This is a genomic window from Nesterenkonia sp. LB17 (assembly GCF_022565915.1).
Classification (GTDB): domain Bacteria; phylum Actinomycetota; class Actinomycetes; order Actinomycetales; family Micrococcaceae; genus Nesterenkonia.
In genome coordinates, this window is the sequence record NZ_JAJOYX010000005.1 from 132,665 (window position 1) to 151,115 (window position 18,451).

The 18,451-nt window shown below is 68.2% G+C and carries 19 protein-coding genes; 6 read left to right on the forward strand and 13 right to left on the reverse strand.

All coding sequences use genetic code 11. The features are described 5' to 3' along the window. Nucleotides 1-6: 6 nt before the first annotated feature. Genes LTH96_RS11595 through LTH96_RS11605 form a run of 3 tightly spaced genes read left to right on the forward strand, consistent with a single transcriptional unit; the run spans nucleotide 7 to nucleotide 1,747 of the window. Nucleotides 7-840, forward strand: coding sequence for a type II secretion system F family protein (locus LTH96_RS11595; RefSeq protein ID WP_241465977.1), 834 nt, complete (start codon nucleotides 7-9; stop codon nucleotides 838-840). Continuing rightward, nucleotides 833-1,432 carry a type II secretion system F family protein gene (locus tag LTH96_RS11600; protein WP_241465979.1) on the forward strand — a complete coding sequence of 200 codons (600 nt, stop codon included), beginning with the start codon at nucleotides 833-835 and terminating at the stop codon, nucleotides 1,430-1,432. Before LTH96_RS11595 ends, LTH96_RS11600 begins: the two co-directional genes overlap by 8 nt. A gap of 9 nt (nucleotides 1,433-1,441) precedes the next feature. Next, entirely contained in the window at nucleotides 1,442-1,747 is a 306-nt protein-coding gene (locus LTH96_RS11605; protein WP_241465981.1) for a thiamine-binding protein, read from the forward strand. Here the strand turns inward: LTH96_RS11605 and LTH96_RS11610 are convergent. Continuing rightward, nucleotides 1,734-2,648, reverse strand: coding sequence for a DUF4031 domain-containing protein (locus tag LTH96_RS11610; RefSeq protein ID WP_241465983.1), 915 nt, complete (start codon nucleotides 2,646-2,648; stop codon nucleotides 1,734-1,736). The genes LTH96_RS11605 and LTH96_RS11610 overlap by 14 nt on opposite strands. Nucleotides 2,649-2,884: 236 nt before the next feature. On the opposite strand from LTH96_RS11610, the gene LTH96_RS11615 reads away from it, so the two are divergent. Beyond that, the gene (locus LTH96_RS11615; RefSeq protein WP_241465985.1) at nucleotides 2,885-3,889 is read left to right on the forward strand and encodes a TAXI family TRAP transporter solute-binding subunit; all 1,005 of its coding nucleotides are present in this window, start codon (nucleotides 2,885-2,887) and stop codon (nucleotides 3,887-3,889) included. Beyond that, nucleotides 3,886-6,006: a TRAP transporter permease gene (locus tag LTH96_RS11620; protein WP_241465987.1), complete on the forward strand. Its 2,121-nt coding sequence runs from the start codon at nucleotides 3,886-3,888 to the stop codon at nucleotides 6,004-6,006. The genes LTH96_RS11615 and LTH96_RS11620 overlap by 4 nt, the downstream gene beginning before the upstream one ends. Before the next feature lie 132 nt (nucleotides 6,007-6,138). Here LTH96_RS11620 and LTH96_RS11625 read toward each other — a convergent pair whose 3' ends face one another. The 4 genes from LTH96_RS11625 to LTH96_RS11640 form a co-directional block, all read right to left on the reverse strand. Next, nucleotides 6,139-6,417 carry an Lrp/AsnC family transcriptional regulator gene (locus LTH96_RS11625; protein ID WP_036476260.1) on the reverse strand — a complete coding sequence of 93 codons (279 nt, stop codon included), beginning with the start codon at nucleotides 6,415-6,417 and terminating at the stop codon, nucleotides 6,139-6,141. A 103-nt stretch (nucleotides 6,418-6,520) separates the two neighbouring features. Then, nucleotides 6,521-7,651, reverse strand: a complete 1,131-nt coding sequence (gene menC / locus LTH96_RS11630; protein ID WP_241465988.1) for an o-succinylbenzoate synthase — start codon at nucleotides 7,649-7,651, stop codon at nucleotides 6,521-6,523. Beyond that, the gene (locus tag LTH96_RS11635; RefSeq protein ID WP_241465990.1) at nucleotides 7,651-8,343 is read right to left on the reverse strand and encodes a MurR/RpiR family transcriptional regulator; all 693 of its coding nucleotides are present in this window, start codon (nucleotides 8,341-8,343) and stop codon (nucleotides 7,651-7,653) included. Before LTH96_RS11635 ends, menC begins: the two co-directional genes overlap by 1 nt. 14 nt (nucleotides 8,344-8,357) lie before the next feature. Then, nucleotides 8,358-9,170, reverse strand: coding sequence for a hypothetical protein (locus tag LTH96_RS11640; protein ID WP_241465992.1), 813 nt, complete (start codon nucleotides 9,168-9,170; stop codon nucleotides 8,358-8,360). Nucleotides 9,171-9,221: 51 nt separating this feature from the next. Here LTH96_RS11640 and LTH96_RS11645 point away from each other — a divergent pair, with 51 nt between their 5' ends. Further along, nucleotides 9,222-10,391, forward strand: coding sequence for a M20/M25/M40 family metallo-hydrolase (locus LTH96_RS11645; RefSeq protein WP_241465994.1), 1,170 nt, complete (start codon nucleotides 9,222-9,224; stop codon nucleotides 10,389-10,391). 73 nt (nucleotides 10,392-10,464) lie between these two features. Here LTH96_RS11645 and LTH96_RS11650 read toward each other — a convergent pair whose 3' ends face one another. From LTH96_RS11650 to LTH96_RS11685, 8 genes are all read right to left on the reverse strand, one after another. Next, nucleotides 10,465-10,863, reverse strand: a complete 399-nt coding sequence (locus tag LTH96_RS11650; protein WP_241465996.1) for an Rv3654c family TadE-like protein — start codon at nucleotides 10,861-10,863, stop codon at nucleotides 10,465-10,467. Next, nucleotides 10,860-11,210, reverse strand: a complete 351-nt coding sequence (locus LTH96_RS11655) for a TadE family type IV pilus minor pilin (RefSeq protein WP_241465998.1) — start codon at nucleotides 11,208-11,210, stop codon at nucleotides 10,860-10,862. Before LTH96_RS11655 ends, LTH96_RS11650 begins: the two co-directional genes overlap by 4 nt. Then, on the reverse strand, nucleotides 11,194-11,418 hold the full coding sequence (locus LTH96_RS11660; RefSeq protein WP_241466000.1) for a DUF4244 domain-containing protein: 225 nt from the start codon (nucleotides 11,416-11,418) through the stop codon (nucleotides 11,194-11,196). Before LTH96_RS11660 ends, LTH96_RS11655 begins: the two co-directional genes overlap by 17 nt. Before the next feature lie 345 nt (nucleotides 11,419-11,763). Continuing rightward, a complete protein-coding gene (locus tag LTH96_RS11665; protein WP_241466002.1) occupies nucleotides 11,764-12,786 on the reverse strand; it encodes an aldo/keto reductase in 1,023 nt (340 codons plus the stop codon). Between the two features lie 74 nt (nucleotides 12,787-12,860). Next, nucleotides 12,861-13,538 (reverse strand): methionine ABC transporter permease, encoded by a 678-nt coding sequence (locus LTH96_RS11670; RefSeq protein ID WP_241466004.1) that lies wholly within the window; start codon nucleotides 13,536-13,538, stop codon nucleotides 12,861-12,863. Next, on the reverse strand, nucleotides 13,535-14,563 hold the full coding sequence (locus tag LTH96_RS11675) for a methionine ABC transporter ATP-binding protein (protein ID WP_241466006.1): 1,029 nt from the start codon (nucleotides 14,561-14,563) through the stop codon (nucleotides 13,535-13,537). Before LTH96_RS11675 ends, LTH96_RS11670 begins: the two co-directional genes overlap by 4 nt. Then, entirely contained in the window at nucleotides 14,560-15,558 is a 999-nt protein-coding gene (locus LTH96_RS11680) for a MetQ/NlpA family ABC transporter substrate-binding protein (RefSeq protein WP_241466008.1), read from the reverse strand. The genes LTH96_RS11675 and LTH96_RS11680 overlap by 4 nt, the downstream gene beginning before the upstream one ends. A gap of 393 nt (nucleotides 15,559-15,951) precedes the next feature. Then, entirely contained in the window at nucleotides 15,952-18,390 is a 2,439-nt protein-coding gene (locus LTH96_RS11685) for a DEAD/DEAH box helicase (RefSeq protein WP_241466010.1), read from the reverse strand. Nucleotides 18,391-18,451: the final 61 nt, after the last annotated feature.

Below are 18,451 nucleotides of genomic sequence, written 5' to 3' on the forward strand. Positions count from 1 at the left end.
ACACCGGTGCCGCTTCTTCTCCTGCTCTGCGTGGCCGCCGCGGCGGCCAGCGCGGCGCTTCTCGGAGTTCCCCCACGTGGGGGATGGCCTCGTCGTGCGCTGCGACCTCCGAAGGCGCTGCTCATAGAGGCGCTGCTCATAGAGGTGCTGCGCACGGCGTCGCTGCGGGGCGGGAGATTCAGGGCAGGGCGCTCCGCCGACGATCTGCGCGGCAGCGCCTGCTCTCTGCTGCACCAATATGCGGCACTGCTGCAGTCGGGACGCTCCCAGGCCCAGGCATGGGCCGACCTTGGGACCCATTGGCGCTCGCGGGAGACCACGCACCCCTTGACACAGGTCTGTGAACTCGCGGCAGCGGCAGAGCAGGCAGGCCTCGGGGCCGTGGTCGGGCTCCGGCGCAGCCTGGCGTCCGTCACGGCCAGCCAACGCCGCAGAGCCGGACGCACTATGGGGAACTTCGCGCCGGCCCGGTCCAGCGCCACCGCCACGGTGGTCCTCACCGAGGTGCTGGAGCGGCTGATCAGCATCCACGCGCTCTCCCAGTCCACCGGTGCACCCCTCTCGGCGCTGTGCCGCAAGGCCGCCGATGCACTGGAGGACTCGGCCGCCCTGGAGGCCGCCGTTCGCACCGCGGCCGCCGGTCCCCGCCTGACCCAGTTCATCCTGGCTGCGCTCCCGCTGGGTGGATTGGCCATGGGCGCACTGATGGGGGCTGATCCCTTCGCTGTGCTGCTCGGCTCGGCGCTGGGGTGGGGATGCCTGGTCGTCGGGCTGGGGAGTCTCCTGCTCGGCTGGCGCTGGAGCACCAGGATGATCCGAGCGGTGGGGAAGCATGGCTGAGGGGCAGGTGCTGCCGGCACTTCTCTGTGCCCTTCTGGTGGGGCTTCTGATCGCGTTGGTGCATGCGCCCGCACCTGCGCCCCTGCCGGCGCCCGCGTCGCCGCGGCGGCGAAGGCGGGGTGCACCGGCGTCGAGGGCTTCGACGCCGGCAGAGGCTCCCGCGGATCGCACCCCCGATGCCGCGACGCTGCTCGACCTCACCGCAGCGATGCTGCGGGCCGGTGCGGGCATCGAAACCGCTGTGCGGCGGCTCTCCCAGGACGTCCCGGGATGCGCGCCGTTGGCCCGCGTGCACCGTGGACTCGCTGCCGGGCGACGATGGCAGGACGCCTGGTCCGGTGTGGACTCCCAGGTGCAGCTTCGCGAATTCGGTGCGGAGCTGGCCTTCGCACACGCCACCGGCGCCCCCACGGTCCAGCTGCTGGAACTGACTGCGGTCCAGGCGCGCAGACGACGCCGCCAGGCGGTCGAGGAGCAGGCCGCCCGCCTGGCGGTGCAGATGGTGCTGCCTCTGGGACTCTGTTTCCTGCCGGGGTTCATCCTGCTCGGGGTGATTCCGGTGGTGCTGGGCCTGGTGGAGGAACTGGCGTAATCTGTGACCATGTTGGCAGCCTTCTCCGTCGCTCCCGTCGCCGCAGACACCCCCGATGGTTCGCTCAGCGCGGCCGTGGCCGAAGCCGTCCGGGTGGTCCGTGATTCCGGGCTTCCGCACGAGACGACCTCGATGTTCACCACGATCGAAGGTGAGTGGGATGAGGTCTTCGACGTCATCCGCCGGGCCACCGATGCTGTGGCCGCAGTGAGCCCTCGAGTCAGCCTCGTGGTCAAGGCCGACATCCGCCCCGGATTCACCGGGCAGCTCACCGAGAAGGTCACCCGCCTCGAAGAGCGCCTCAGCGGCGACTGAGCAGCTCGAGCTCGCGAGTCAGGTTGACCCGTGCCTGCGGCTCCCAGCGCTGCACGCCGGTGGCTGTGTGGAACAGCGATGGCGCGGCGAGCAGCCGCTGAAGCACCCGTGCCCGGCCGCGGCGGAAATCGTCCTCGGCTACGTGGTGGTAGTCCCGACGCACCGCCGCGACGTAGCGCGCATAGCCCCCCGGAGTCTGGGCGAGCACCTCGAGGTCGGCGTCGACCAGCACCGCTCCGTTGCGATCCCCGGTCGGCGGGTCGTGATGCGTGGTGAGCCGCACCAGCCGTGCCGTCTCTCCCACCACATGAGTGGGGAGCAGCGCCCCAAGCCTGCTCTCGGCCAGAGATGCCGAGGCTTCTTCATCTTCTTCTGCGACCCCGACGTAGACCGCGTCATGGAACCATGCGGCCAGGCTCACCACGGGACGCTGCTCCGGGGACAGCTCCCCGGCACGCTCCAGCGTGCTCACCCCACGCAGAACCGCGTTCAGGTGGGTCAGCGAATGGTAGTTCCGGTGCGGCTCTGACCAGCGGGTGAGCAGCTCCTCGCCCAGGGTCGTCCACGTGCCGTCAAGGGCTTCCCAGCGTGTGCCCAGCCGCAGCCAGGCACGCTGCAGATTCCGGCGCAGCTTCTCGGGCCGCTGCGCCGCAGGGATGCGCAGCCCACAGCCGAGCAGAATCCGGGTCAGCTCACCCCCCGAGACCGGCACTGCCCCCAGGGCGGTGAGGTCATCGAAGAGGTGGGCCGGGACATCGTAGTGATCCCGGTCGAAGGCGCGGATGCTGACTCCTGCGGCCGCTGCGATCTGGTGCAGCTCCTGCAGGGAGTGGTCCGAGATCAGGTGCGAGAACACGGTGTCGTGGGCCGGCCAGCTCGGCGGGTCGATGTAGATCGTCATCTCGGACCCTCCCTCTCTCGCGGCCCTGGCACCGGGTTCCATGCTGTGCAGATCACGAAACACCCTGCTCATCCATCTAGGGCAGTATAAAAAGGGTATCCGCGGAGCCAGTAAAGTGTCGTACACCACGGTAAAGTGACTGACTACACATCGCACCGTGTACTCAACCCGCTGGTTACTCCACGCACCTCTGACTACTCAACGCACCTTGAATCACTCGACTGAGGAGAAGACTCATGAAAATGCGTCGTACAACTATTGCAGTCACCGCTGCAGCCGCTCTAGCCCTGTCCGCCTGCGGCGGAGATGACAACGGTGGGGACGAAGACGTCCAGACCGGGGACGAGGACAGCTACACCAATGAGCTGACCTTCGGCACCGGCGGCGTCGCCGGCACCTACTTCCCGCTGGGAGACGAGCTGGCCTCGATCTTCGAAGACAACATCGAAGACGTCTCGGTCACCGCGATCGAGACCGGCGGCTCCGCAGACAACCTGGGCGGCATCTTCCAGGAAGAGATGCAGCTCGGCCTGACCCAGAACGACACGGCGGAGATGGGCGTCAACGGTGAGATCGATGACCTCGACGGCATGGCGCTGGACAACTTCGGCTGGATCGCCAACCTCTACCCCGAGGCCGCGCACATCATCGTCCGCGAAGACTCCGGCATCGAGTCCATCGAGGATCTCGAGGGACAGACCATCGCCGTGGGCGACGTCGGCTCCGGCACCCGCGCGATCTCCGACGCGATCCTCGCCGCGCACGGCATCGAGGAGGGTGACTACACCGCAGAGATCGCCGACTTCGGCACCTCCACGGAGATGCTCGCTGACGGCCAGATCGACGCGTCGATCTTCGTGGTCGGCGTCCCGGTGGCAGGTCTGACCCAGCTGGCCGCCTCCACCGATGTCGCGCTGCTGGGCCTCGAGGACGACATGACCGAGTCCATCTCGGGTGAGTCCGGCGCCGAGTCCTACGACATCTCCGCCGACGCCTATGACTTCCTCGACGAGGACGTCACCACGGTCTCGGTGTTCGCGGCCCTGGTCGCCTCCACCACCCAGGTCAGCGAGGACCTCGGCTACGAGATCACCGCCGCCACTCTGGAGAACGCGGGAGACGTCACGCTCGAGATCGGTGAGAACATCAGCGAAGAGAACGCCCTGACCGGGATCGGCGATATCCCGCTGCACCCCGGCGCAGAGCGTTACTTCGAAGAGCAGGGCATTGACCTGCCGTGACACGCAGCACTGCTGAGAATCGCTCCCCGGCTTCTGCTGATCTGCAGGAGCCGGGGGTCGGTGGTGAGGAGCGCGCAGCCGAGATTCTTCGGAAGCACGACACCTCGAGCCGCTTCCGGACGGATCTGGGCTGGTGGACATGGATCGTGGGCGGGCTCTCCGTAGCCTTCACGCTGTACCACCTCTACTACGCGCTTGAGCGGCCCTTCACCGGCTGGATCCACGGCGCGCTGCACCTCGCGGGCGCCACCTCCCTGATCTTCCTGCTCTACCCGGCGAGCAAGAAGCTGCTCAACACGAAGCCCAGCGGGGTCCTCTGGAAAGACCTGCTGCTCGGCCGTGGCCGGGGAGTGCCCTGGTATGACGCGCTGCTCGCCGCCGCGGGCATGGCGGTCAACCTCTACATCGTCTTCCGCTATGAGTACCTGGTCGGCAACGCCGTTCAGATCCTCGGCTTCAGCGCGCTGGACTACACCGTGGCAGTGGCGGGCACCCTGCTGGTCCTGGAAGCCACGCGTCGCTGCGTGGGACTGCCCATCGTGATCATCGCCGCCGCCGCCATCGCCTACGCGATCTTCGGCAACATGAGCCCGATCTTCCCGCACCGCGGACGCTCCTGGGACGCCTTCGCCACGGAGACCTTCCTCTCCACGCGATCGATCTTCGGCACTCCGCTGCAGGTCTCGGCGAACTTCATCTTCCTCTTCCTGCTCTTCGCGGTGGTCCTGCTCCGGACCAACATCGGCCAGTTCTTCAATGACCTGGCCTTCCGCGCGGCAGGCAAGTACACCGGCGGCCCGGCCAAGGCCGCCGTCGCCGCCTCGGGCCTGCAGGGCATGGTCTCCGGATCCTCGGTGGCCAACACCGTGGCCTCGGGCTCCTTCACGATCCCGATCATGAAGAAGGCCGGGTTCAAGCCACACTTCGCGGCCGCCACCGAGGCCACGGCCTCCACCGGTGGTCAGCTGATGCCCCCGATCATGGGTGCCGCGGCGTTCATCATGGCGCAGAACGTGCCCAACCTGGAGTACAACGAGCTGATCGTCATCGCGATCATCCCGGCGCTGCTCTACTTCCTGGGCGCCTTCCTCTCGGTGCACTTCGAGGCGAAGCGCCGGGAGATCAAAGGTCTGCCGGTCGAGGAGCTGCCCAGCATCCGGTCGCTGGTCACCCGCGCCGACCTGCTGCTGCCGCTGGTCGTGATCATCAGCACGCTCATCGCCGGCCTGACCCCCACCCGGGCGGCACTGCTGGGCATCGCGACCGCGATCGTCCTGAGCTTCTTCCGCTCCTCCACCCGGCTCAACGTGCGCGGATTCGTGGAACTGTTCATCGCCGCTGCGCGGACCGCTCTGCCGGTGATCGCCGCCTGTGCCACAGCAGGCATCGTGGCCGGCACCGTGACCGCCACGGGCCTGGGCGGCCAGCTCGGCCGCGGGCTGGTGTCGCTGGCCGGCGGCAGCTTCCTGCTGGTGCTCTTCTTCGTGATGATCGCCTGCATCATCCTCGGCATGGGCCTGCCGACCACCGCGAACTATGTGGTCACCGCCTCGGTGGCGGCGCCGATCTTGTACAACAACTTCGACGTCCCGCTGATCGCGGCGCACATGTTCGTGTTCTTCTTCGGCATCCTCGCGGACATCACGCCACCGGTCTGTCTCGCGGCCTACGCCGGTGCGGGCATCGCCGGGGCCAATCCGATGGCTGCTGGTGTGGCGGCGGTGAAGATCGCGCTGGCCGGATTCCTGATCCCGTATGTCTTCATCCTTCAGCCGGCGCTGCTGCTGCAAGGCACCTGGGACGAGCTTGCGGTCTCCCTGCTCACCGTGATCGTGGGGCTGATCGCGCTGTCCTCGGGCCTTGCCGGATATCTCTTCCTGCGCGCCTCGGTCATCGAACGGACGTTGCTGATCGTCGGTGGTCTGCTGCTGATCTACCCGGATCTGACGTTCTCGGTCGGCGGGATGGTGGCTCTGGCACTTGCTGTGGCGCTGCAGTTCATCCGCCGCGGCCGCGGGGATGGGTCTGCCGAGGAGGCCACGTCCGAGGACGACGGCCCCCATGTGACCGCCCGCGGCGGCGGCTCGGTGGAGAACCCAGCACCCGGGATGGCCTGAGCCGACCCGCCCGGGCTCAAGACGCTGGAACCCGAAGCACCGTGGATGAATGAACACTGAGGGCCCGACCGGAATCCGGTCGGGCCCTCAGTGTTCGGACATGGCGGGGGCCTGGCGCGTACCCCCGCGGGGCTACTCTCCGCCGAGGCTGAAGCTGGCCTCGAGCTCCTGGTCCGAGTATGTGCGGAACGCGACCATCGTCTCGGTGTCATGGACCGTGGCCACCTTGGAGATCTTCGCCGGGACCAGATCGCTGAGATCCTCCAGGTTCGGAGTCTTCACCATGGCCACCAGGTCCCACTTGCCGGTGACCGAATAGACGGCCTGGACCTCTTCGATATTGGCGATGTCCTGCGCGGACTCGGGGATGCGGTGGGGGTCGGTCTTCATCATCACGAATGCGGTGACCATGTTATCGCTGCCTCTCAGCCGGGGAGACTCTTTGAGCACCGCTGGGATGTCAGGATGCTGGTGTCAGAGTACTGCCGTCAGGTTATCGCGCTGCGGGGTGGGTTCAGGCCTGGAAGCGCTGCTGTCTGGTCGCGTGCGCGGCGATGACGTCGGTGCGCACGCCGGCGCCCAGCCCCGGGGTGGTCGGGACCTGCACCACGCCCTGCTCGGCGGTGACCGGTGGATCGATGATGTCTTCCGCGTAGTACTTGCCCGAGGCGGAGACGTCGGAGGGCAGCGTGAACCCGGGCAGCGAGGAGAGCGCCACATTGGCGAGCCGGCCCACCCCGAACTCGTGCATCCCGCCGCACCAGACCGGCCAGCCCGCGGCGGTGGCGATGGCGTGGGCGTCGCGCGCCGCGCTGAGCCCTCCCATGCGGGAGACCTTGATGTTGAGCACATTCCCGGCCTTCAGGGCCAGCGCGGTCCGCAGGTCATCGAGGGTCTCCACCGACTCGTCCAGGCAGACCGGGGTCTCCAGCGCCGCCGTCAGCCGGGCGTGGTCCAAGAAGTTCTTCGGCGCGAAGGGCTGCTCGATCATGGTCAGCCGGAAGGGATCCAGGGCGCGCAGCACCTCAAAGGCCTCCTCGCCGCCCGGTTCGGCAGACCCCGGGTAGGCGCCGTTGGCGTCGACATGGACATCGAGGTCCGGGAAGGCCGCACGCACCGCGCGCACGGGTTCGACATCCCATCCCGGTGCGATCTTCAGCTTCACCCGGGGATAGCCCGATTCCACGTGGCGGGTCACCTCGGTGAGCAGCGCGTCGATGCTGGGCTCGATGCCCAAGGAGACGCCGGCGATGACGGAGTCGCGTTCCCCGCCGAGAGCCTGTGCCAGCGGCACCGACCGGGCCGCGGTCCACAGGGTCCATGCGGCCATCTCGATCCCGGCCTTGGCGAAATAGTTTCCGCGCACCTTCGCGTAGAGTCCCGCGACCTCGTCTGGGTGCTCCCAGTCTGCGCCGAGCACGGCGGGGATCAGATGTTCGACCGCGGTCTGCCACGCCGTCGTCGTCGTCTCCGGGGCGTAGAAGGGGCCGGCGGGGGAGGCGATCTCGCCCCAGCCGACGGTGCCGTCCTCGGCGATCATCTCCACCAGCAGGTGGCGCAGCGAGGATTTCCGGTGTGAGCTGGTCTCGAAGGCGTGCCGCAGGGGCAGCTCGACGTCGTGGAGCACGATCTCTGTGGCGCGCATCAGATATACAGTCCCATCTCTTGGATCAGTGATTCTCTCTCGGTCAGCCGACGGCGGCTTCCCTTGGCACTTGCGGTGGTCAGCGCGGTGAGCAGGTGGATCACCGCGGCGATGCCGGTGGCGGAGTCGGTGACCGAGGCGGAGCCGGTGGGCACGATCACGACCTCGCTGGCCGGCGCGACCAGCGGGGAATCGACCGAGTCCGTCACCGCGACCACAGTGCCGCCGCGCTGGGCGAAGGCATGGACCAGGTCGGCGGTCTCCCGGCGGTAGCGGCGCATCGAGAACGCGACCAGGACGTCGGTGCCGCGCACATCGGTGAGCACATCGATGCTGCGAGTGCTCTGGCCGTCGATGAGCGAGACCTGCGAGACCCCATGGGAGAGGTCCAGGTCCAGCAGGTGCGCGAAGGCCGCAGACCTGCCGTGGCCCACGATGAAGCGACGGCGCGCCCCGGCGATGAGCGCCGCGGCCCGGGCCACCGAGTCCTCGGTCTCGAAGCTGGCGAAGACCCGCTCCAGGTTCTCGCGCTCCTTGCGGATCAGTCGCGCCTGCAGGGTCTTGGCCGAGGCCCGCGGGGACATGCTGGCTCCGAAGCGCGCGGCTGGATTGTCCGGACCGCGCTGATCATCGGACCCCGCGTCCTCTGCTCCGCCACTCGCATGCTGGTCTGTGAACTCTTCGGTGACCATGCTGTTCATCCGGTTCATGCCGGTCGGGTGAAGCTGTAGACAGCCAGGTCCTCGTCCATGCGGCGGCAGGACACCGCGACGAACCCCTGGTCGAAGATCTCCTGGAAGCGCGATCGGAGCAGCTCGATGACTGCCGGATCGGTGGGCTGCTGGGCGGGGACGGCGAGCGCGGTGGATTCGCCGCCGGCCCGGATCTCCCCGGGGGTGGTGAGCGGGTGTGCCGCGAGCTCTGCCTCAAACCTGCTGTCGGTCGCCACCCGGTGTCCCTCGTGCGACTCATCGAGTCGCCATTCCACCGTGATGCGATCGGTGCCGGGCCCGGCGAGCGCGTCGCGGGTGAACCAGCGGCCCTGCGCGCCGAGCACGTCGAGGTTGAAGTGGGCGTTGCGGCTGATCATCGGGTTGTAGGTCCAGCGCATGCGGCTTGATCCCTGCCGGTGGGCGACGGCGGCCTGGACGTTCTTCAGCGCGCGGCCGACGCCCTGGCCCTGAAGGTCCTGGGAGACCACTGCGGCCTGGGAGAAGTGGTAGATGTGCGGATCATCCTGATCGGTCTCCACCGCGGTCCAGCCGAAGGCCATGCCGCGCAAGGCACCGGCGGCGTCGAGCGCACCGATGACTGTGCCGCCATAGGTGAGCAGGTTCTTCAACAGGCGGGCGTTGATCCCCTGGTCCTCCCCGCTGTAGGAGAAGACCTCGCGGTAGAGCCGGCATGCGGCCTCCAGCTCGGCGACCTCGGTGAGACCCCGCACTATGACCCCATCATCCAGGCTGATCGTCTCCGGCATGGCGGGGGAAGCGGGTGCGGCTGCATCCTGATTTGTCATGCGGTCCTCTCGAAGCCTGGTATATGTTCTTACGTTGCGTATCATAGCCCCATGGACAACTCTTCTCCCACTGCCCTGCTTGACCTGGCAGGGAATCGCTATGACCGCACCCTCGAGCTTCTGGAACGGATGGTAGTGACCGAGTCGCCCACCGGAGACGCCGAGGGGGTCACCTCAGTGGCTGATCAGGTGCGCGTGCTCTTCACAGAGCACGATGCCGAGGTCGCCGTCCACGAGGGGGAGTGGGGAACGCACCTGGTGATGGACGTCCCGGGAGCCGGCGAGCGCAGTGAGGCCGCTCCGGTGCTCTTCATCGGACATTCCGACACGGTCTGGCCCACCGGCACGCTGGAGAAGATGCCGTTCCGCATCGAAGCAGGCATCGCCCACGGGCCCGGGATCTTCGACATGAAGTCCGGGCTGCTGATCATGCACCAGGGGCTCAGCGTCAGCACAGAGCTGGGCCTCAGCCGGCCGCCGGTGCGGGTGATCGTGGTCGGTGACGAGGAGATCGGGTCCCCGAGCTCGCGGGAGCTGCTGCTGGCCAGCGCCGAGGGAGTCAGCGCCGTGCTGGGCTTCGAGTCCCCCCACCCCGGCGGAGCGCTGAAGGTCGGTCGGCTCGGCAGCACCAGGCTCCGGCTTCAGGTCACCGGGCGCGCCTCGCACGCGGCGTTGGACCCCGAGGGCGGAGTCAACGCCATCGAGGAGCTGGTGGATCAGATCCTCGCCCTGCGCGAGATCATCGGATCGGCCCAGGACGCCGCTCCGGGAGATGTGCTGTGCAATGTCGGGACCATCGCCGGCGGCGGCAAGACCAATGTGGTGCCTGCGGCGGCATCGGTGGAGGTGGGACTGCGGTTTCGCACCCCCGAGGTGGAGAACCAGGTGCTGGCGTCCATCAGTGATCTCGTCCCGGTCCGTCGGGACGCCCAGCTGCAGGTGCAGACCCTGTCCCAGCGCCCCGCCTGGCAGGCCGACGCGGCCGATGAGGAGCTGCTCGCCGCGGTGGAGGCCGCCGCTGCGGACGCTGGACTTCCCACCGTCGGCGGTCGGCCCGCGGCAGGAGCAGGAGACACCAACTTCCTCGGCTCGCTGGGCCTGCCGACCCTCGACGGTCTGGGTCCCGATGGCGCCGGTGCCCACGCCGATCATGAACAGGTCCGGCTGGAATCGATCCCAGAGCGGATCGCTCTGCTGGCGGCGCTGCTCGCCCGTCTCTGAGCCAGACCGGCCCCCGGTGGGCGGCAGCCTCTGCTCGCGCGGTCCTCGCGCGGATCTCGGTCCAGCCTGCCGATCACGGGGGAGGCCCGGCGCGCGCAGCCCCGCGACTGAGCAGTCCGGAGAGATCCACACCGCCGGCGTCCAGCAGCCGCTCCGGCAGGATCGGCACAACGGTGCTCACCAGCACCTCGGTGCGGTATTCGCCGGTCACGGTGCAGCTGGTGAGCTCCACTGCATTGCGGGCGGCCACCGCCTCCGCCACGGTGCACGGGCTCCCGGTGCTCAGGCCGCGGGCCGCATCGGCTCCCGCGAGCGCCGCCAGATCCGCTCCCCGGGCAGCCTGCGCGGAGGACGCCGCGACCATGCTCAGGGTCTGCGCCGCGGCGAGCAGGATGAGCAGCACCATGATCAGCCCCAGAGCCAGGACGGTGCCCGAACCGCGCTCTTCCGAGAGCGACACCCGGGGCCTCATGGCAGGTTCTCCACCCGGGCCGTGGCGCGGGCATCCTGGGTCATCCCGACCTCGACCCACCCGAGCACCCGGACCGGGCGGGCCAGCGCCACGGTGACGTAGTCCTGATCGTGGCTGAGCTGGAAGGACACCTCCTCACCGGTGACCCGCCGGGCGGCCGCCTCCGCCGCGGCGGGGTCCTCCCCGCGGGCCAGCTCCCGAGCCGCGGCCCGAGCTCCCGTCTCCAGAGTGACCTGGGCGGCGCCATGGAGACTGAGGGCGAGCACCAGCAGCAGCACGAGCACCACCCCGGGCAGCGCCACCGCGAATTCCGCGCTGATCGAGCCGCGCTCAGAACGAGAGCGCACGTTCCACGACGCCGCTCAGCAGTCCTCGTGCCGTGCCGGAGCTCAGCACCGCCACCAGCAGCCCCGCGAACCCGACCGCGGCGAGCATGACGATGCCGTATTCGGCCGTCGCGAGCCCTTCTTCCTCACGATGGAGCTGCTGCACCCAGCTCCTGGATTCCTGCGGACCGGTGCGCGCCGGAGTCTTCTCCATCAGAATGCTTCTCATGACAGGCCTTCCGTGACGGTCGCCCGGCGCCCGGGACCTGCAGGTCTCAGAAGGGAGACTCGCTCATCCGACACTCGCGGACCCGTGGAGGTGACGACTGGTGAACCCTGCTGGCTGCAGGTGTTCCCAGTCTGAGACGCATGATCGGCGATCCTTCAGGACAGCGCGATGCTGTGGAGAGGAACGACGCAGGGCTCCGAACCGTCCGTGCTGGGGGCAAACATCAGGGGAGGGTCGGCGAGGAATCGGCATCTCAGCATCGAGTGTGCAATCGGTGCAGGTTCCTCCGTGCATTTCGCCCGAAAACCCGATCGAATTGCACAATGGATGAGACTGGCGTGGTGCTCAGCCGCGTGGAAGCAGTCCTTCGCGCCCGCCGGAGACCCAGCGCGGATCGAAGCTGCGATCCCCGCGAACCTGCCCCGCCAGGGCGTCGAGCTCTGCCATTGCGTCACCGGGGAGCGAGACATCCACCCCGCGCTGCAGCTCATCCCAGTGACCCGCAGTCCGCGTTCCGGGGATCGGCGAGATCTGCACCCCCAGGGCGGCGGCCTGCTGATAGAGCCAGGCGAGCGCCAGTCCTGCCGCAGGCATCTCGAGACGCGCGGCGACATCGCGCACCTGTGCGGTGAGAGCGGCATTGTGCGTGATGTTCTCACGCGTGAACCACGGGAAGTTCTGCCGGATGTCGTCAGCCGGGAGACTCTTCGGATCGAAGGAGTCGGTGAGCAGGCCCCGGCCCACCGGGGAATACGGGACGAAGCCGATGCCCAGCCGCGCGCAGGTCGGGAGCACATGGGTCTCCACATCCCGGGCGAAGATGCTCCATTCGCTCTGCACCGCCGTGATCGGATGCACCGCATCGGCGCGGGTGATCTCCTCTCCCGTGGCCTCGGAGAGGCCGATGGCGCGCACCTTGCCGGCCGTGACCAGCTCGCCCAGGGCTCCGACGCTCTCCTCGATCGGAGTGTCAGGATCCACCCGGTGCAGATAGTAGAGGTCCACATGGTCTGTCCCCAGACGGCGCAGGCTCAGATCGATCTGCTCCCTGATATACGCCGCGTCCCCTCGCGCGCGGCGTTGCCCGACCCCCGCGCCCTTCTCGATGCCGACCTTGGTCGCCAGGACGAACTGCCTGCGCCGGTGCTTCAGAAACACCCCCAGCACCCGTTCGCTCTCACCGTCGCCGTAGATGTTCGCGGTGTCCAGGAACGTGACCTCGCGCTGCGCCACGTGGTCCAGGAGCGCGAGTGCATCGGCCTCACCGATCGCGCCGTAGGCCCCCGCCAACGACATCGCACCGTAGCCCAGTGCTGATGTCTCGAGACGATGCTCGTCGGTTCCCAAGGTGATGGAGCGCAGAGTCATGGGTGAGTCCTTCCGTGGTTCATGGGCAGAGAGCAGGGACGACGGCGGGTCGGCAGAGGCTTCCTGCAGGGGGCTCAGCGCCGCATGACCTTCCGTGCCGCCCAGTTGCCCACCAGCTGCAGCGACTGGACGAAGATGATCACCACGATCACCGCCAGCCAGGTCACTTCGGGGTTGAAGCGGTTGTACCCCTCGACGATGGCGAAGTTTCCGATGCCGCCACCGCCGATGATGCCCGCCAGGGCGGACATGTCGGTCAGCGCGATGATCACAAAGGTATACCCCAGGATCAGCGGGCCCAGCGCCTCCGGCAGCAGCACCGTGAGAATGATGCGCAGCCGGGACGCGCCCATGGCGCGGGCAGCTTCGATCACCCCGGGGTCGATGGAGACCAGGTTCTGCTCCACGATCCTCGCGATCGCGAAGGTGGAGGCCCAGATCATCACGAAGATCACCGCATCGTTGCCGATCCCGGACCCGATCACGTAGATGGTCACGGGCTGCAGGGCCGCGATCAGGATCACGAAGGGAATCGGCCTGATGAGGTTCACGACGAAGTTCATCGCCACATATGCGGGTTTGTTCGAGAGCAGCCCGCCCTCACGTGTGGTGTAGAGCGTCAGGCCGATGGCCAGCCCGATGAAGCCGCCCAGCAGGAATGCCCAGGCGACCATGTAGATGGTGTCGAAAATGGCCTCGAGCAGCTCAGGCCCGTAGTAGCTCCAGTCCAGAGCTCGATACGTGTCGATCATTCGTGCACCTCCTGCACCTCTCCGGCCGCGTTGAGCGCCATGACGAAGGTCTCCACCGCACTGGTGTCACCCTCCAATGCAAGAGTGAGCAGACCATAGGAGGCGTTCTTGGTGGTGCTCACGCCGCCGTGAACGATCTCGAAGGCCACCCCGTGGGAGGCCGCCTCGCCCAGCACGGCGCTGACCGCCGCCGCGTTCTGCAGCGAGACGACTATGAGCCGCCCCGTGGCGTGACCGCGGATCCTCTGCACATCCTCCGCGGTGGGCCGGTCTTTCAGGGCTGCCCCGACGAAGCTCGCGTCCTTGGTCTCCCGCGGGCTGGAGAACACGTCATAGACCAGTCCGGTCTCCACGATCCGACCCTGGTCCATCACCGCGACCCGGTCCGCGATGGAACGGATGACCTCCATCTCATGGGTGATCGCCACGATGGTGATGCCCAGCTCCTCGTTGGCGCGGCGCAGCAGCCTCAACACCTCACCGGTGGTGTTGGGGTCCAGCGCCGAGGTGGACTCATCGGCCAAGAGGATGTCCGGCTTGGCTGCCAGGGCGCGAGCAATGCCGACCCGCTGCTTCTGCCCGCCGGAGAGCTGCTCGGGGTGCTGCGAGGCCTTGTCGGTCAGTCCGACGAAATCCAGCAGCTCCTCCACCCGGGCCTGGCGCTCAGCCTTCTTCCACCCGGCGACCTTCAACGGGTATGCGACATTGCCGGCGACATCGCGGGAGTGGAACAGGTTGAACTGCTGGAACACCATGCCGATCCGTGAGCGCACCTTGGTCAGCTGCCCTTCGCGCATGGCGGAGATCTCCTGCCCCAGCACATGGACGGACCCTGCGGTCGGTCGCTCGAGCCCGTTGACGAGCCGGATCAGGGTGGATTTCCCTGCCCCGGAGAACCCGATGACGCCATAGACCTCACCGCGGTCGACGCGCAGGCTCACGTCGTCGACCGCGGTGACGGTCTTGTCTCCCGTGCCGTAGGTGCGGGAGACGCGGTTGAACTCGATGAGCGGGGCTGTGCTCACGCGTCGTCGTCCTCTTCAGCCCCGGACTCGCCATCCTCGCTCATCTCGCCAGCTGCATCGCGCAGCGAGTCCTCATAGTCGACCAGCGCCTCCTGGAGCTGCTCGGGCGTCACATCCGAGGCGGGAACCGAGGTTCCGGCCGAGAGCTCGGCTTCGATCTCGAGCACCCGCTCGTCGTGGTAGACCGCTGCGATCTCGCGCAGCGCCTCATTGTCGCTGTCCTCCGCGCGGGTGACGAAGGCGTTGATGTAGGGGAATGCCGCGGCGTCGGTGGGGTCATCGGCGAAGATGCCGTCAGCGTCGGGGTCGAGCTCGGCGTCCTGGGCGAAGTTGTTGTTGATGACAGAACCCTCCACCGACTCCAGCGCGTTGACGGTCTGCTGGGCGGCGACCGGCTGCACCGCCACGGTGGAGGCTGCTTCGTCGATGTGGCGCGGCTCGGGCTGGCGGGTCTCCTCGGAGAGCTCCAGCAGCCCGGCGGCCACCAGGGTGTTGATGGCGCGCCCCTGATTGACCGCGTCATTGGGGATCGCGATGGTGTCCCCTTCGGAGAACTCGCTGACGTCGGTGTACTCGTTGGAGTACAGGGTCAGCGGCACCGCGGCGGTGGAGCCGATGGGCTGCAGATCCTCCCCGGAGCTGACGTTGTAGTCCGCGAGGTAAGCAGTGTGCTGGAACCAGTTCGCGTCGATGTCGCCGCTGGTCAGTGCCGGATTGGGCTGGGTGTACTCCGTGAACTCGACGAGTTCGATCTCGTAGCCCAGCTCCTCCTCCGCAATGCGCTCGACTTCGCGGTGGCTCTCGTTGGCGCCGACCACGCCGATGGTGAACTCCTGCTGGTCGGCGGGAGCAGCCTCGGCCTCGTCGCCGCCGCGGTCGAAGGCGCTGCAGCTGCTCAGGGCCAGGGCCAGGACGGCGCTGGCGGCCAGCGCGCTCAGCCCGCGATGACGGAGGCGAACGGCGGGTGCAGCGGGGGTCTGCTGATGGGTCGTCATGAGGTGATCCTTCGGTCTGTACGGGCGGATCTTCGCCCGGAAAAGTGACAGGGGTGTCCCAGGAATATGTCGCTGGGGGCTCGCTAATGTTCACGCACGAGCAGAGGGTGCACAACTCGGTGCACGGTGCGGTGGGGTTCCTTTCGACGCTGCTCTTGCCTGTCCCAATCAGCACCACAGGGAGCTTCGCAGCTCCGTCTGAGGTGAGAACAAGCCGCTTCGTGATCCGGGACCACCCTTGAACATGGGGTTGGTGAGTGACCGTGAACGGATCGTCGGATCACCGCCCGAGGGCGGTTCTCCAGGTCACTTCTCTTGAAGCAGGTTCAATCGTAGCCCACGTCCAACACGTTTGTCGGACGTGTTCATATTGCGTCACGCAGTCAGATGTGTTCAGCCGTCCTGCGCTGCGGGGTCTCCGTCATGGGTTGATTCCTCTGGGCGGGCAGCGAGGATCGCGCGCAGCAGGTCCAGCGCCGGCTGCTTCGCCAGCGGGTTGTTCCTGTTGCCGCATTTGGGGGACTGTACGCAGGAGGGACAACCGGTGGCGCAGCCGCAGCCGGCGATGGTCTCGGCGGTGGCGCCGATCCAATCGGCGGCCAGCTCGAAGCCGCGCCGCGCGAACCCGGCTCCGCCGGGGTGCCCGTCGTAGACGAAGATCGTGGGCAGCTCGGTGTCGCGGTGCAGCGCGGTGGAGACGCCGCCGATGTCCCAGCGGTCACCAGAGGTCAGCAGCGGCAGCAGCCCGATCATCGCGTGCTCGGCGGCATGCAGCGCCCCGGGCACATGCTCCGGGATCACGCCCGCCTCTGCGAGCTCGGTCTCCGGGGCGGTGATCCACATCGCCTGGGTGCGCAGCGATGAGGGCGGAAGGTCCAGCGGCTCGTCCGAGAGCACCTCGGAGGAGCCCAGCGCCTTGCGCTGGAAGCCCACCACGGTGCTGGTCACCTCGACCATCCCGGAGTGCAGCCGGTAACGGCCCCAGTCCATGGACTCCTCGATCTCCACCACCTCGATCGAGGTGGTCTCCCGGGCCTGGGTGTAATACGGCGGGCTCGCTGGAAACACCAGCACCGCGCTGTTCTCCCGATCCAGCTCTTCGACGATGTAGCTGCGCCCCTGGTGCACATAGACCGCCCCCGGGTGGGCCTGCGGCTGCGCCTGGGCGGAGCCCATGTCACCGACGACGGTGCCGTCCTGCGCGTTCACGATCGTGTAGGGCCCGCCGCCGTCGGAGCGCAGCTTGACCCAGGCCGCGGCGGAGACGTCGTCGTGGGCGAAGAACCAGCCCCGCGGCCGGCGTCTCAGGTGCCCCTGCTCGGTGAGCGACCCGATCAGCCAGGCCTCGAACAGCTCCAGGTCAGGATGGGTCAGCGGCAGCTCCTGGGCGGCGGCGAGGATGTGCGGCGCGGCCACATGCGGGTTGGAAGGATCGGTCACCGCATCCTCGACAGCGGTGTCGAAGATCGCCTCGGGGTGGTCCAGCAGATAAGAGTCCAGCGGATCGTCGCCGGCGATGAAGAACGCGGCACCGCGCTGGCCCGAGCGTCCAGCCCGGCCCAGCTGCTGGAAGAACGAGGCTCGGGTGCCGGGCCAGCCGGCGATGATCACCGCGTCCAGTCCGGATATGTCGATTCCCAGCTCCAGCGCAGGGGTGGAGGCGACGCCCAGCAGCCGCCCTTCGCGCAGCGCGTCCTCGAGCTCGCGGCGTTCCTCCTTGAGGTAGCCGGACCGGTAGGCCGCCACCCGTCCGCGCAGGTCACGGTCCACCTCGGCGAGCGAATCGGCGGCGATCTGCGCGATGGTCTCGGCCCCGCGCCGGGACTTGATGAAGGCCAGCGTCCGGTGCCCGGCGACCACCAGGTCGGTGAGGACGTCTGCGGCCTCCACGGTGAGGCTGCGTTTCAGCGGTGCCGCGTTGTCTCCGGTCAGCGCGGAGTTCGAGGCCGCCCAGAGGTAGACGTCCACGGCCCCGTGGGGTGAGCCGTCCTCGGTGATGGCTCGGACCGCGGTGTCGGGGTGCCCGATCAGCCGGGAGAACGACGTGGCGGGGTCACCGCTCGTCGCGGAGGCCCCGGTGAAGACCGGGTAGGCCCCGTAGTGGGCGCAGATCCGCCGCAGCCGGCGCAGCAGCAGCGCGATATGTGAGCCGAAGATCCCGCGGCAGCTGTGCGCCTCATCGATGATCACATAGCGCAGCCGGGCGAAGAACCTGGCCCAGGCCCGATGGTTGGGCAGGATCCCGACGTTGAGCATGTCGGGATTGGTCAGCACCACATTGGCGTGCTGGCGGACCCAGCGGCGCTCAGCAGGGTCGGTGTCCCCGTCGTATGAGGCCGGGCGGATGCCGCCCTGGGTGCCGGCGGGCCCGGTGGCCTCGGCCAGCTGGCCCAGCGCATCCAGCTGATCGGCGGCCAGCGCCTTGGTGGGGGAGAGGTAGAGCATGGTCGTGCCCACGCTGGGCGGAGGGCCCAGGCTCCCGGAAGCACCGCCGCGGCCTGCCGATGGCAGCGCCCCGCGCGGGCCTCCGCAGATCTCCGCCAGTCCGGGCAGCTGGGTGCCCAGGGACTTCCCCGATGCGGTGCCGGTGGCCAGGATCGTGTGGCGCCCGGCGTGCAGGGCCTCGGCGGCGAGCACCTGGTGGGTGTAGAGCCCGGAGACCCCCAGCTGCCGGTAGCCCGCGCGCAGCTCAGCGGGCACCCACTCAGGCCAGGCGGCGGTCTGCGCCTGCCGAGCCGGCAGCGTGCGGACGTGGCGCAGCGGACCGGCGTCGCCGATCTCAGCCGGCAGACCCGCACGGCGCAGCAGCTCAAAGGATTCCTGATCGGGCATCACCCTCAGGCTACGTCAGCATCCTGCTCTCACCCCCGCTGCGCTGGCAGCACTGAACAGC

Excerpts from the sequence above, each read along its gene's own strand:
- LTH96_RS11600 (WP_241465979.1), top strand. The coding sequence starts at position 833 with ATGGCTGAGGGGCAGGTGCTGCCGGCACTTCTCTGTGCCCTTCTGGTG.
- LTH96_RS11605 (WP_241465981.1), top strand. The coding sequence starts at position 1,442 with ATGTTGGCAGCCTTCTCCGTCGCTCCCGTCGCCGCAGACACCCCCGAT.
- LTH96_RS11610 (WP_241465983.1), bottom strand. The coding sequence starts at position 2,648 with ATGACGATCTACATCGACCCGCCGAGCTGGCCGGCCCACGACACCGTG.
- LTH96_RS11615 (WP_241465985.1), top strand. The coding sequence starts at position 2,885 with ATGAAAATGCGTCGTACAACTATTGCAGTCACCGCTGCAGCCGCTCTA.
- LTH96_RS11625 (WP_036476260.1), bottom strand. The coding sequence starts at position 6,417 with ATGGTCACCGCATTCGTGATGATGAAGACCGACCCCCACCGCATCCCC.
- menC (WP_241465988.1), bottom strand. The coding sequence starts at position 7,651 with ATGCGCGCCACAGAGATCGTGCTCCACGACGTCGAGCTGCCCCTGCGG.
- LTH96_RS11635 (WP_241465990.1), bottom strand. The coding sequence starts at position 8,343 with ATGGTCACCGAAGAGTTCACAGACCAGCATGCGAGTGGCGGAGCAGAG.
- LTH96_RS11640 (WP_241465992.1), bottom strand. The coding sequence starts at position 9,170 with ATGACAAATCAGGATGCAGCCGCACCCGCTTCCCCCGCCATGCCGGAG.
- LTH96_RS11645 (WP_241465994.1), top strand. The coding sequence starts at position 9,222 with ATGGACAACTCTTCTCCCACTGCCCTGCTTGACCTGGCAGGGAATCGC.
- LTH96_RS11650 (WP_241465996.1), bottom strand. The coding sequence starts at position 10,863 with ATGAGGCCCCGGGTGTCGCTCTCGGAAGAGCGCGGTTCGGGCACCGTC.
- LTH96_RS11660 (WP_241466000.1), bottom strand. The coding sequence starts at position 11,418 with ATGAGAAGCATTCTGATGGAGAAGACTCCGGCGCGCACCGGTCCGCAG.
- LTH96_RS11665 (WP_241466002.1), bottom strand. The coding sequence starts at position 12,786 with ATGACTCTGCGCTCCATCACCTTGGGAACCGACGAGCATCGTCTCGAG.
- LTH96_RS11670 (WP_241466004.1), bottom strand. The coding sequence starts at position 13,538 with ATGATCGACACGTATCGAGCTCTGGACTGGAGCTACTACGGGCCTGAG.
- LTH96_RS11680 (WP_241466008.1), bottom strand. The coding sequence starts at position 15,558 with ATGACGACCCATCAGCAGACCCCCGCTGCACCCGCCGTTCGCCTCCGT.
- LTH96_RS11685 (WP_241466010.1), bottom strand. The coding sequence starts at position 18,390 with ATGCCCGATCAGGAATCCTTTGAGCTGCTGCGCCGTGCGGGTCTGCCG.